The sequence below is a fragment of the Sphaerotilus sp. genome (assembly GCF_041083715.1).
Taxonomy (GTDB): domain Bacteria; phylum Pseudomonadota; class Gammaproteobacteria; order Burkholderiales; family Burkholderiaceae_C; genus Sphaerotilus.
In genome coordinates this window covers 1-13,023 of record NZ_JBFPGY010000050.1, presented here as the reverse complement: position 1 = coordinate 13,023, position 13,023 = coordinate 1, and the positions used below count along the sequence as shown (strand labels likewise).

Genomic DNA, 13,023 nt, shown 5'->3' with positions numbered 1-13,023 from the left:
GGCAGGGCCGCGTGCGGTTGTTGAACACCGTGTCCTCGCAGGTGCGCAGCAGGAACACCTTCTGCATCAGCTGGATGCCCTCCTTCACCGCCCAGGCGCTCGGGTAGGGGCCGAAGTAGCGATGGCGGCGGTCCACGGCACCGCGGAAATAGACCACGCGCGGGAACTCGTGCGTGACGAACTTCAGGTAGGGATAGCTCTTGTCGTCGCGGAACAGGATGTTGAAGCGCGGGTTCAGCGACTTGATGAGGTTGTTTTCCAGCAGCAGCGCCTCGGCCTCGGAGCGCACCACCGTCGTCTCCATCCGCACGATCTTGCTGACCATGTGGCCGATGCGGGTGCCGCCGTGGTCCTTCTGGAAATAGCTCGACACGCGCCGCTTGAGGTGCTTGGCCTTGCCGACGTAGAGCAGGCCGCCTTCGGCGTCGAAGTAGCGGTAGACACCCGGCAGTGCCGGCAGCGCGGCGACCTCGGCCAGCAGGCGCTCGCGGGCGGCCGCGGCCGGCGTTTCCAGCGCGGGATCGGCAATCAGGAGGGCTTCGGCCTCGTCGGGGGTCAGGCGGCGCGTCATGGTCAGCGATTGTGCCGCCGCGGATAATTCCGTGATGCCCGCCGACACCACACCCGCCTTCCCGCCCGTCCTGACGGTCCCGCCGGCGCTGCGCCGCTGGGACGTGTTCTGCCGCGTCATCGACAACCATGGCGATCTGGGGGTGTGCTGGCGGCTGGCACGCGACCTGGCGGGCCGCGGCGCGCAGGTGCGGCTGTGGGTGGACGACGCCAGCGCGCTGGCCTGGATGGCACCGGACGGTGCGCCGGGCGTGCAGGTGCTGCCGTGGCGCGATCCGCTGGCGGACGAGACGCCGGCCGACGTCGTCATCGAAGCCTTCGGCTGCGACCCGCCCGCCACCTACGTGGCCCGCATGGCCGCAGCCGCTGCAACCGGTCCGGCGCCACAGTGGATCAACCTCGAATACCTCAGCGCCGAGCCACACGTCGAGAGCCTGCACGGGCTGGCCTCGCCGCAGTGGAGCGGCCCCGGGCGCGGCCTGACCAAGTGGTTCTTCTTTCCCGGCTTCACGCCCGCCACGGGCGGCCTGCTGCGCGAACCCGGCCTGCTCGCCCGCCGCGACGCCCACCACCGCGCGACGACGCTGACACGCCTGGGCATCCACCTCGGCGCCGACGACCACCCCGACCACGCACTGATGCTGCTGTTCGGCTACACGCAGCCGCTGCTGCCGGCCTGGCTCGACCTGCTGGCGGACGCACCCCATGAACGCGATGACCGGCGCGTGCGCACCACGCTGCTGGTGACACCGGGCTACAGCACGCAGCAGGTGCGCGCCTGGATGCACCAGCGCGGCGCGTCCGGCCCCGGCCCGGTGGTGGGCGCGCTGCGGCTGCACTTCCTGCCGCACGTCACGCAGGTCGAGTTCGACCGCCTGCTCTGGGCCAGCGACCTCAACCTGGTGCGCGGCGAGGACAGCCTGGTGCGCGCGCTCTGGGCGGGCCGGCCGCTGCTGTGGCAGCTCTATCCGCAGGAGGACGGCATCCACGCCGACAAGCTCGCCGCCTTCCTGGACGTGGCGCTCGACCAGACGCCCCCCGCGCTGGCCACGCCGCTGCGCGCGGTGGCCGGGCTGTGGAACGGGGTGGGCAATCCGGCCGATCTGCCACGGGTGTGGTCGGCGCTGTGGCCCGCGCTGCAGGTGGCCTGGGGTGCGGACACGGCGGCGCGCCAGCAGCGCTGGGCTGGCCAGCCGGACCTCGCCAGCAGCCTGCTCACCTGGGCCGCACGCCAGCGCACAGACGGGCTGGGCTAGAATCGAGGGCTTTGCGGTGTGGCGGCTTGCTCACCGCCCCCTCAAGACAGACACCGAGTCCTCCCGCCGGGACCTCGGTCTCCAACGGAAACCCACCCATGAAGATCGCCCAGGAAATCCGCGCCGGCAACGTGATCATGCAAGGCACCGCCCCGATGGTCGTGCTGCGCACCGAATACAGCCGCGGCGGCCGCAACAGCGCCACCGTGCGCATGAAGCTCAAGAGCCTGCTGAACAACTCCGGCACCGAAGTCGTCTTCAAGGCCGACGACAAGATGGACCAGGTCATCCTCGACAAGAAGGACTGCACCTACTCCTACTTCGCCGACCCGCTCTACGTGTTCATGGACGAGGAGTACAACCAGTACGAAGTCGAAGCCGAGAACATGGGCGACGCCCTGAGCTACCTCGAAGACGCGATGCCCGTCGAAGTGGTGTTCTACGACGGCAAGGCCATCTCGGTCGAACTGCCGACCTCGCTGGTGCGCGAAGTGACCTGGACCGAGCCGGCCGTCAAGGGCGACACCTCGGGCAAGGTCCTGAAGCCCGCCAAGATCTCGACCGACTTCGAGATCCAGGTGCCGGCCTTCGTCGCCCAGGGCGACAAGATCGAAATCGACACCCGCACGCACGAGTACCGCAAGCGCGTCTGATCGACGCCAGCGCCTTGCGCGCCTTGCAGACCAAGCGGCCCTCCGGGGCCGCTTTTTTGTTCCGTGAGAGCATGGGCATGCTGTTCAGCCCTTGTCTTGTCCCTTGCCTGACCCGCCCCATGCGCTCCGCCCCATCCAGCCACCGCCCTGACCTCGACGGTCTGCGCGCCATCGCGGTCCTGCTGGTGCTCGCGCACCACGCCATGCCTGGCTGGCTGCCGGGGGGCTACCTCGGCGTCGACCTCTTCTTTGTCCTGTCCGGCTACCTGATCAGCCAGATTCTCTGGCGTGCACTGGACGAGGGGGATTTCCGCCTGTCCAGCTTCTACCGGAGGCGGGTCCAGCGCATCTTCCCGGCGCTGCTGCTGGTGATCGCCGCCACGCTTGCCCTGGGCGCGTGGCTGCTCTGGCCAGGCGAGTACCGGGCACTCGGGGAGCAGGCTGCGGCCGCGGCGGTCTTCCTGCTGAACTTCGACCTCGCCCGCGCGACCGGCTACTTCGACACCGCCGCACGGCTCAAGCCCCTGCTCCACCTCTGGTCGCTGAGCATCGAGGAGCAGTTCTACCTCGTCTGGCCGCTGCTGCTGCTGGGCCTGCACCGCCTGCGCATGCGCGTGCTGCCGGTGGTCGCAGGGCTGGCGCTCGTGTCGCTGGCCGCGATGCTGGTTTCGGCCCGGCTGGACGCGGCCGCCGCCTTTTTTCTGCCGCAGGCGCGGGCGTGGGAGCTGCTGGCCGGGGCATGCGCCGCCGCGATGCCGCAGCACGACCGGCGCGGCGGCGCCGTGCAGGCCGCGCTCGGCCTGGCGCTCATCGCAGCCAGTGCGGCGTGGATCGGCCCGCAGCGGGCGACCAGCGTGGTGGTGGTGGTGCCGGTGCTGGGGACCATGGCGCTGCTGCTGGCTGCGCCGGACAACCCGGTCAGCAGGCGCCTGCTGGCCAACCCGCCGATGGTGGGCCTCGGGCTGGTCAGCTACCCGCTCTACCTCTGGCACTGGCCGCTGCTGTCGCTCGCCACCGTGGCGGCGTCCGGCCTGCCCGCGCCTGCCGTGCGCGGCGCGCTCGTGCTGGCGAGTCTGCTGCTGGCCACGCTCACCTGGATGCTGCTGGAGCAGCGCATCCGCCCCGCACGGTCGGTGGCCGTGCCATCGATCCTCGTCGGCCTGATGGTGGCCGTGGGACTGTGCGGACTGCTGATCGTCCGCCAGGACGGACTGCCGGCCCGCACCGCACGCCTCAACCCGCTGATCGCGCAGTTCGACTGGGACGTGCCCCGCTGGACCTGGTCCGCCAGCGCCGTGCTCTGCCAGAGCCGGACCCCGACGGTGCGCGGCATCCGGACCTACTGCAACCAGAACCTGCCCGCTCCACCCACCATCGCCCTGCTGGGCGACAGCCACGCACTGCAGCTCTACCCCGGCCTGTCGGAGCGTTTCACCGCAGCCGGGCAGTCGCTGCTGCTGCTCGGGGCATCGGCCTGTGCACCGTTCCTGGGCCTCGACATCCGCTGGGCGGTCGACACCAAGGCCTGCTCGGCAGTGATGGACGGCGCGCTGGACCTGGTGGTCCGGTCACCCTCCATCCACACGGTGGTCCTCGCCCACCGCGGACCGTTCTACGTCGAGGGCCTGCCCACCGGCTTCGAGCTGGCCCGCGAACCCCAGACCCGCATCCGGCTGGCGCTCGACCACGGCGCCCCCGCCGCCGACAACCTCGTGGCCTACCGGCAGGCGATGACCGTGACGCTCACCGCCCTGCAGCGCGCCGGCAAGCGCGTCATCCTGGTGATCGACAGCCCGGAGATCGCCATGGAGCCGCGGGCCTGCGTGCGCCAGCAGCCGGCGCCAGCGCACTGCGGCCTGCCAGTCCGTGCCTATCGGGACCGTGCACGGCGTTATCTTCAGGTCACCGCCGAGGTGCTGCGCCAGTTCCCGGCCATCGAGGTCTGGGACCTGCCCCGGCTGCTCTGTGACGACCAGCACTGCAGCGCCCGGCGCGGCGACGATGTGCTCTACCGCGACGCCGACCACCTCTCGGTGCGCGGCTCGCAGTGGGTGGCCGCGCGGTTCGAGCCGCAACCGGCGGCCCGCTGGGTGTCGACTGGGGCCGGTCCGCTCATCGAAGGCTCAGGCAGTGAAGTTACAACTCGTTAAAAATTGACGCAATTCCACACGGGAGGCTGCAACCACCCGGAATTTCTGCCTCCGGAGAGTTGTCCATGTTCCGTTCGTCCGTGCCCGCTCCCTTGCCGTTGCCCTCGCCTGCCGCGCTGGTGCGACACCTGTTGCCCGTCTCGCTGGGGGCCACGCTGGCCCTCGCCGCCTGTGGCGGCGGGCAGGAGGCCGGCACCGCAGCGGCGCCTTCCGCCCAGCCGATGGCCGCCACGGCCGCAGCCACGGCGACAGCGGGCCGCAGGCACTTCATCGTCGTGCTGCGCAACCAGGTGATCGATGCCCACAGCAAGGCCGACGAGCTGACAAAAGGCCGTGGCGGGCAGCTCGGCCACGTCTACAGCCGCGCGCTGCGGGGCTTTTCGGTATCGCTGCCGGATGCAGCCAGCGACGCCTTCGTGGCCGCACTGGAAAACCATGCCGATGTCGACCACATCGAGCCCGACGTGGCCATGTCCGCCGCACAGACCATCCAGCCCGGTGCGACCTGGGGCCTGGACCGCGTCGACCAGCGGGCCCTGCCGCTGAGCACCACCTACAGCTACAGCACCACCGCCGCCGGGATCAGCGCCTACATCATCGACACCGGCATCCTCGCCAGCCACACCGACTTCGGCGGCCGGGTGCGCACCGGGTTCACCGCCATCACCGACGGCAACGGCACGACCGACTGCAATGGCCACGGCACCCACGTCGCCGGCACCGTCGGCAGCGCCACCTGGGGCATGGCCAAGGGCGTGGGCCTGGTGCCGGTGCGCGTGCTCGACTGCGCCGGCTCAGGCACGGCCAGCGGTGTGATCGCGGGCATCGACTGGGTGGTGGCGAACGCGGTCAAGCCCGCCGTGGGCAACCTGTCGTTGGTGGGCGGCGTGTCGGCGGCGCTGGACACCGCGGTGGCCAATGCCGTGGCGTCCGGCATCACGATGGTGGTGGCCGCGGGCAACGACGGGCTCGACGCCTGCAACGCCTCGCCCGCGCGCACGCCGACCGCGATCACCGTCGGCGCCACGACCAGCCTGGACACCCGCGCGTCCTACTCGAACTGGGGCACCTGCCTCGACCTGTTCGCACCGGGCGACGCGATCAGCTCGACCGGCATCGCCTCGACCACCGCGTCCGCCGTGCTCAGCGGCACGTCGATGGCCGCGCCACACGTCGCCGGACTCGCCGCGCTGGCGCTGGCCACCTCGCCTGCCGCCACGCCAGCGCAGATCGCCAGCCTGATCCAGACCGCCGCCACCCCCGCCGTGGTGACCGACGCCGGCACCGGCTCGCCGAACCTGCTGGCCTACACCGGCGTCGGCACGATTGCCACACCGCCGGTCCCGCTGACCAGCGTGTCGGTCGGCGCCCTCGGCGGCAAGGGCATCGAGCTGGAGCTGGCGCGCTACTGGCAGGCCGGCGTGACGATCGGCGTCCGGACGGCGAGCGGACTGCCGGTGGTCGGTGCGGTCGTGGCGGGCGATTTCACCATCGGCGGCACGGCGGTGCGCTGCACCACCAGCGCCAATGGCAAGTGCAACCTCACCAGCGGCCTGCTGACGACCAGGACGGCGCAGACGGTGTTCCAGGTGACGGGCATCACCGGCACCAGCCTGCGCTACGACACGACGAAGAACGTCGCGGGCAGCATCACCATCAGGAAACCCTGATCAGGCCAGCCCGTCCACCCATGATGCACCGACGCCCCTTGCTGGACCTGCCACGCCTGGTGATGCGGCGGGCCATCCTGGTCGGACTGCTGGCGGTGGTGCTGGCCGTGGTGGTCGGCCTGCACCGCGCGCAGGACGCGATCGACGACGAGGTCGAGGCCGCCCTGACACTCGCGGCGATCGTGGCACGCCTGGGCACGGCCACCAGCATCGACGACGTCCAGGCCCTCGCGGCGCTGCGCGCCCTCCAGGCCGATGGCCGGCCGCGCCACCTCGAACTGACCCTCCACACCGCCGACGGACAGCTCCTGCTGAGCCCGCCGGCCGAACCCACCGCCTCCGCGCTGCTCGACGGCCTCGCGCGGCTGCACCGGCGCCTGTTGCCTGCGTCCGACAAGCGCAGCGTGTCCTGGCCCGTCGCGCGCCCGTCCGGTCCGCCGTGGACCGCCACGCTGCATGCCTCGTCCGAAGGCGAGCGGCGCGAGGCCCTGGCCGATCTGGTGGGCATCTTCGTGGTGCTGCTGGCGGGCATCGCCGGGCTGCTGCTGGTGATGCGCTGGAACATGCGGCAGGCATTCGCCCCCCTGACCGCGCTGCTCGATGCGATCGGTGGCATCGAGCGGCAGGCGCTGGAGCCGGTGCGGCGCCTGCCCACGATGCCAATCCGCGAGCTGGAGTCGATCGCCACCGCCCTGCGGCACCTCGCCGCAGGTCTGGCGCTGGCCGAGGACCGACGCCGGCTGCTCAGCCAGAAGGTGCTGACGCTGCAGGAGGACGAGCGCACCCGCCTGGCCCGCGAACTGCACGACGAGTTCGGACAGCGCCTGACCGCGCTGCGGGTGGACGCGGCCTGGCTGGCGCGCCAGGTGGCCGACCGGCCAGACCTGCTCGGCGTGGTGCAGGGCATGTCGGCGCGCTGCGCCGAGGTCCAGCACGACATCCGGCAGATGCTGGTGGATCTGCGTCCGTTCGGCCCGATCGGCGGTGATGCCGGCTCGCCGGACGTTCTGCCGCTGGAGCGGCTCTGCACGATGCTGGACGCACTGGTGCAGAGCTGGCGCGACACCCGGGCAGCGACCACGTTCACCCTGGTGCTCGACATGGCACCGGCGGACATGGCGATGGAACTGCCGCTCGACCTGGCGCTGACCATCTACCGCATCAGCCAGGAGGCCCTGACCAACGCCGCCCGGCATGCGCAGGCCCGGCACATCGCGCTGCAGTTGCGGCTGCAGCATGCGCCGGACGGGCCGGACTGCGGCTGGCTGCACTGGTCGGTCCGCGACGATGGCATCGGGCTGGCCGGTGCAGCCGCCGCGCTGCAGCGCGGCAACGGCCTCGGCGGCATGCAGGAGCGGGTCTGGGCGCAGTCCGGCGAGTGGCAGGTCCTGGACGGCGACCATGCGCCCCTCGATGCCCATCGGCCCGGTCTGCTGCTGCGGGCTTGCCTGCCCCTGAACCCATCCGCTGGATCGACTGCCCCGCCATGAGCCACCCCACCCCGCTGCGCCTGGCCATCGCCGACGACCACGCCATCGTGCGCATGGGCTACCGGCGCCTGCTGGAAGACGAACCCGGCATGACCGTGGTCGCCGAATATGCCGACGCCGACAGCGCCTGGGCGGACCTCTCCCTGCGATCCGCGGGCGACATCGACCTGCTGATCCTCGACCTGTCGATGCCCGGCCGCAGCGGGCTGGACCTGCTGCTGCAGCTGCACGCCGAATGCCCGGGGCTGAAGGTGCTCATCTTCACGATGCACGACACCGAAGCCCTGCGCACCCAGTGCCTGCGGGCCGGCGCGGTCGGGCTGATCGGCAAGAGCAGCGATCCGGAGTGCCTGCTGGATGCCGTGCGGCGGGTGGCCTGCGCCGCACCACCCAGGGCCGTGGCGGCCCCCGTGCGCAGAGCCGATCTGCCCGGCCACCACCACCTGACCCTGCGCGAGCACGACGCGCTCATGGGCCTGTTGCGCGGCTGGACGCTCGACCAGATCGCCGCCGAGATGGGCGTCTCCGAGAAGACCATCTCCAACTACCAGACGCTGATCCGGCAGAAGCTGGGGGTGAACACCGCTGTCGAGCTGATGCGCTACGGCCAGGCCCACGGGCTGATTCCGTGACACCTCCTGCGCCGAAACGGAACACCGTCCTCAGGACTTCCCTGTGTCGGGAACTCTTCCCTGGCCAGCAGTGGGCGTCATTCCTATGGTGCGCTCCATGCGGTGCACCCCGCACCCGCACCACCCGATGGAATCCTGCCTGCCATGTCCCGCCCCATGTTCCGCCTCGTCGCTCGCCACCCTGATCGGGCACCAGCCTCTTCCCTTGCCTTGGTGACTCCGGTGCGGCACGCCCTGGCAATGGCCGCCATGGCCGTGTTCGCCATGCCTGCGGCGCACGCACAGACGGAAGCCGTGACGCGGACACCGGCACCGCCAGCCGCGAACGTCGAACTGGGCCGCGTCGAGGTCGTCGGCACCACGCCACTGCCCGGCACCGGCGTCAGCCGGGACAAGGTGCCCGCCAACGTGCAGACGCTGGGCACCGCCCGCATCGACGAGCTGGGCGCGAGCAACCTGCCCGACCTGATGCGCCGCTCGCTGGGCAGCGTCAGCGTGGTCGAGACCCAGGGCAATCCGTACCAGATGGAGGTCAACTTCCGCGGCTTCACGGCCAGCCCGCTGCTGGGTCAGCCACAGGGACTGTCGGTGTTCCTGGACGGCGTGCGCATCAACGAAGGGTTCGGCGACATCGTCAACTGGGACCTGGTGCCGAAGAACGCGCTGGCCAGCCTGACGCTGGTGCCTGGGTCCAACCCGGTGTTCGGTCTCAACACCCTGGGCGGCGCACTGGCGCTGACCACCCGCAGCGGCGATACCCATGCCGGCACCGAGATGGAGGCGTCGCTGGGATCGTTCGGGCGCCAGGATATCGAGCTGTCGCACGGCACCCGGGTGGGCGAGGACACCTATTTCTTCATCGCTGGCGACCTCTTCCAGGAAGACGGCTGGCGAGAGGCCTCGCCCTCGCAGGTGCGCCAGCTGTTCGCCAAGCTCAACGGCGAGCACGGCCCGCTGGAATGGTCGGCCAGCCTGCAGGGCGCCGACAACACGCTGGTCGGCAACGGCCCGCTGCCAGAGTCGATGCTGGCGCAGAACCGCGGCCAGGTCTACACGCGCCCCGACACCACCAACAACCGGCTGCTGGCCGTGACGCTGCGTGGCGCCTATGACCTGGGCGAGGGTCGGAAGGTCGAGACCCTGGGCTATGCGCGCAAGCTCGACACCGGCACGGTCAATGGCGATCTCAACGGCGACTGGCAGGACGGCACGAGCACCTTCACCGGCATCGAGAACCGCACCAGCGCCCGCCAGCGCAGCACCGGCGCGGCACTGCAGTGGAACCAGCAGCACGCCGACAGCCTCGTGACGCTGGGCGTCTCGCACGACCGCAGCCACACCGCGTTCGAGCAGACCTCGGCCGCAGGCGACCTCGATGTCCAGCGCGCCGTCGTCCATGTCCAGCCCGCTGCACTCAACGCGGCCCTGAACGGCCGGACCAGCACCAGCAGCGTCTATGCAGCCTCCAACCTGGCGCTCAACTCCGCACTGACACTGAGCGCAGCCAGCCGCTACAACCGGACGCAGGTCACCACCATCGACACCGGGGCGGCGCAAGGCACCGGCACCGCGCTGGACGGCCGCCAGACCTTCCACGCGTTCAACCCGGCCCTGGGCGTGACCTACACCACCAGCCCGGCACTGACGGTCTATGGCGGCATCAGCCAGGGCAACCGCGCGCCCAGCCCTGTCGAGCTGGGCTGCTCGGACCCGGCCAACCCCTGCATCCTGCCCAATGCGCTGCAAGCCGATCCGCCACTCAAGCAGGTGGTGTCGCGCACGATGGAACTGGGCCTGCGCGGCCGGCTCGACAGCGGCTGGCGCTGGAACGCCAGCGTCTTCAGCACCGAGAACCGTGACGACATCCTGTTCGTCAGCAGCGGCGGCGCCACGCCGACGGGCTACTTCAGCAACTTCGGCAAGACCCGCCGCCAAGGACTGGAAGCCGGGCTTTCCGGCCACCGTGGTGCCTGGGATCTGGCCTTGAACTACACCTTGCTCAACGCCACCTACGGCAGCGCGGCCTGCCTGGTGGCGTCCGCCAACAGCAGCACGGGCCTGGGCACGGACTGCAGTGCAGGCGAAATCCAGGTGCGCCCGGGCGACCGCCTGCCCGGCCTGCCCCGGCAGCTCCTCAAGCTCGATCTCGGCTGGCGGGCCATGCCCGGGGTGCGGGTGGGCGCGAACCTGCAGACGCAGTCCGGCGTCTACCTGCGCGGCAACGACAACCAGCAACAGCAGCCCGATGGCGCCACCTTCAACGGCAGCGGGCGCACCGCGGGTTTCGCCGTCCTGAACCTGCAGGCCAGCTGGAAGTTCAGTCCGGGCTGGTCGCTGCTGGGCAAGGTCAACAACGTGCTGGACACCCGCTACGCCACGGGCGGGGTGCTGGGCCGCAACGCCTTCGGTGCCAACGGTGCCTTGCTGCCGGCCGGCACCGGTGCGAACGAAGCCTTCGTCGCACCCGGAGCGCCGCGCTCCCTGAGCCTGGCACTGCAGTGGCGGTTCACGGACTGAGGCGTCGCCGCATCGGCGTCAATCCTCCCGGACGCTGACCTCGAACGTCACCTGCACCTCGTCCGACCCGCTGGCCTGGCACTTGAAGCGCCGGGCCGCCTGCGTGACGAGGCGGTGGTATTCCTTGGGACCGGACAGGGGCGTGACCTCGACGATCTGGCTGCCGCGCACCAGCATGCGCACGCGCACGACACCGGCGATGCCGAAGCGGTCGTAGGCGCCAGCCATCGTGCTCTGGACGATGTCGGCGTAGCCCGGGCAGGCCAGTCCGACTTCGGCGCGCGCGGGCGCAGCCGGTGGCATGGGCGGCGCGGGCGGGGCCGGGGGCGCGGGGGGAGGCGGTGGCTTGATCTCGACCTGCTTCGGCGGCGGCTCGGCCTGCACCGCCTGGATCACCGGGGCGGGCGGCGTCGGCGCCGGCGTGACCTCGGGCGGCGGGACAAAGGCCCTGGGGGCAGGCGCCGGAGGGGGCGGCGGCGCGTCCTGCAGCTTCACGACCTTGGGTGGCTCAGGCGGTGGGGGGGGTGGAGGTGGCGGGGGCGGCGGCCTCACCTCGTCGATGATCGCCATCTCGACCGGCGGGCGCACCACGTCGAGCGCCTTGCGCGCCAGCCCGGACGCCAGGGCCCAGCCGACCAGCACATGCAGCCCGACCACCACGCCCACACCGACCCAGCGCGGCGAACCCGCTTGCGGATCGAACTCCGGCAGGCTGTTCGGCCTCACTGGAACTGCTCCCCACCGACCACGCCCAGCTTGCGCAGGCCGAGTTTCTGCGCCGAGACCATGACCGCGGCGAAGGTGTCGTAGCGCGACTTGGCATCCGGGCGGATGTGGATCTCGGGCTGCACCTCCTGCGTGGCGGCAGCCTTCAGCTTGTCTTCCAGTGCCGCGCGGTCCGGCAGCGCCACGCCCTGCCAGTACACGACGTTGGCCGGGTCGATGTCGATCTTCACCACTTCGGGCGGCACGGCGTTGACCGGCGGTGTCCCGGTCGGCAGGTTCAGGTCGGTCGAATGCAGCTGGACCGGGATCGTGATGATCAGCATCACCAGCAGCACCAGCATCACGTCGATCAGCGGCGTGGTGTTGATCTCCATGATCGGCTCGGGATCGCCGCCTGGGGCCAGCCCGTCGCCGGGGCCGAGGTTCATCGCCATCGTGGTCTCCTGGGCATGGTGTCCGGCTCAGTGCAGCGCGGGCGGTTCGGTGATGAACGACACCCGCGCGATGCCGGCACGCTGGCACGCCAGCACGACCCGCCCAACCGGCGCATACGCCGCCGTGCGGTCACCGCGGAGGTGGACCTCGGGCTGCGGCGACTGCACCGACACCTGCTTCAGCCGCTCCACCAGCGCCTCGGCGTTCGGCAGCGGGGTGTCGTACCAGTAGACCACCCCCTGCGCATCGACCGAGAGCACGATGTTCTCCGGCTTGCTCTGGCGCGGGTTCAGGCGCTCCTGCGGCAGATCGACCTTGATCGACGTGGTGACGACCGGGATCGTGATCAGGAAGATGATCAGCAGCACCAGCATCACGTCGACCAGCGGCGTGGTGTTGATGGTGGCCATCACCTCGTCGTCGCCCGCGGAGGCGTCGAACGGGCCGGGCGGCAGCGCCATGTCAGCCCTTGGACAAGGACGCGGCAGCGGACTTCGCGGACGCCTGCGCCAGCAGCACCGCGTGCAGGTCCGCCGCGAAGCCGCGCACCTCGTCCATCACCGCCTTGTTGCGCCGCACCAGCCAGTTGTAGCCCAGCACCGCCGGCACCGCGACCGCCAGGCCGATGGCCGTCATGATCAGCGCCTCGCCCACCGGCCCGGCCACCTTGTCGATGCTGGCCTGCCCCGCGACACCGATGGCAGTGAGCGCGTGGTAGATGCCCCAGACGGTGCCGAACAGGCCGACGAAGGGCGCCGTCGAGCCGACGGTGGCCAGGAATGCCAGACCGTTCTGCAGCCGGCCCTGCACCCGCTCGATGGCGCGCTGGATCGACATCGTGATCCAGGTGTTCAGGTCGATCTGGCCGAGCAGTCCGGCGTGCTTGACCGAGGCATCCGCGCCCGCCTGGGCGATGAAGCGGAA

Annotated in this window: 12 protein-coding genes; 7 read left to right on the top strand and 5 right to left on the bottom strand. The window is 70.8% G+C overall.

What is annotated here, in order from left to right:
* The coding region (locus AB3X43_RS02485) for a GIY-YIG nuclease family protein (protein ID WP_369428307.1) at window positions 1–571 on the bottom strand (571 nt) is incomplete at its 3' end.
* A 34-nt stretch (window positions 572–605) separates the two neighbouring features.
* On the opposite strand from AB3X43_RS02485, the gene earP reads away from it, so the two are divergent.
* The 7 genes from earP to AB3X43_RS02450 all read left to right on the top strand — a co-directional run bounded on the left by earP (window position 606) and on the right by AB3X43_RS02450 (window position 10,938).
* Window positions 606–1,826 (top strand): elongation factor P maturation arginine rhamnosyltransferase EarP, encoded by a 1,221-nt coding sequence (gene earP, locus AB3X43_RS02480; RefSeq protein WP_369428306.1) that lies wholly within the window; start codon window positions 606–608, stop codon window positions 1,824–1,826.
* A gap of 98 nt (window positions 1,827–1,924) precedes the next feature.
* Entirely contained in the window at window positions 1,925–2,479 is a 555-nt protein-coding gene (efp, locus tag AB3X43_RS02475) for an elongation factor P (protein ID WP_369428305.1), read from the top strand.
* Between the two features lie 119 nt (window positions 2,480–2,598).
* The gene (locus AB3X43_RS02470; RefSeq protein WP_369428304.1) at window positions 2,599–4,629 is read left to right on the top strand and encodes an acyltransferase family protein; all 2,031 of its coding nucleotides are present in this window, start codon (window positions 2,599–2,601) and stop codon (window positions 4,627–4,629) included.
* Window positions 4,630–4,694: 65 nt separating this feature from the next.
* Window positions 4,695–6,299 (top strand): S8 family peptidase, encoded by a 1,605-nt coding sequence (locus AB3X43_RS02465; RefSeq protein ID WP_369428303.1) that lies wholly within the window; start codon window positions 4,695–4,697, stop codon window positions 6,297–6,299.
* A 20-nt stretch (window positions 6,300–6,319) separates the two neighbouring features.
* Entirely contained in the window at window positions 6,320–7,789 is a 1,470-nt protein-coding gene (locus AB3X43_RS02460) for a sensor histidine kinase (RefSeq protein ID WP_369428302.1), read from the top strand.
* Window positions 7,786–8,421 (top strand): response regulator transcription factor, encoded by a 636-nt coding sequence (locus AB3X43_RS02455; RefSeq protein WP_369428301.1) that lies wholly within the window; start codon window positions 7,786–7,788, stop codon window positions 8,419–8,421. The genes AB3X43_RS02460 and AB3X43_RS02455 overlap by 4 nt, the downstream gene beginning before the upstream one ends.
* A 249-nt stretch (window positions 8,422–8,670) precedes the next feature.
* Window positions 8,671–10,938, top strand: a complete 2,268-nt coding sequence (locus AB3X43_RS02450) for a TonB-dependent receptor (RefSeq protein WP_369428300.1) — start codon at window positions 8,671–8,673, stop codon at window positions 10,936–10,938.
* 18 nt (window positions 10,939–10,956) lie between these two features.
* Here the strand turns inward: AB3X43_RS02450 and AB3X43_RS02445 are convergent, their stop codons facing one another.
* The 4 genes from AB3X43_RS02445 to AB3X43_RS02430 form a co-directional block, all read right to left on the bottom strand.
* Window positions 10,957–11,664: an energy transducer TonB gene (locus AB3X43_RS02445; protein WP_369428299.1), complete on the bottom strand. Its 708-nt coding sequence runs from the start codon at window positions 11,662–11,664 to the stop codon at window positions 10,957–10,959.
* Window positions 11,661–12,098 carry an ExbD/TolR family protein gene (locus AB3X43_RS02440; RefSeq protein ID WP_473965046.1) on the bottom strand — a complete coding sequence of 146 codons (438 nt, stop codon included), beginning with the start codon at window positions 12,096–12,098 and terminating at the stop codon, window positions 11,661–11,663. The genes AB3X43_RS02445 and AB3X43_RS02440 overlap by 4 nt, the downstream gene beginning before the upstream one ends.
* A gap of 27 nt (window positions 12,099–12,125) precedes the next feature.
* Window positions 12,126–12,560: an ExbD/TolR family protein gene (locus AB3X43_RS02435; RefSeq protein WP_369428298.1), complete on the bottom strand. Its 435-nt coding sequence runs from the start codon at window positions 12,558–12,560 to the stop codon at window positions 12,126–12,128.
* A 1-nt stretch (window position 12,561) separates the two neighbouring features.
* Window positions 12,562–13,023: MotA/TolQ/ExbB proton channel family protein (locus AB3X43_RS02430; RefSeq protein WP_369428297.1), on the bottom strand; the 462-nt coding region annotated here is incomplete at its 5' end.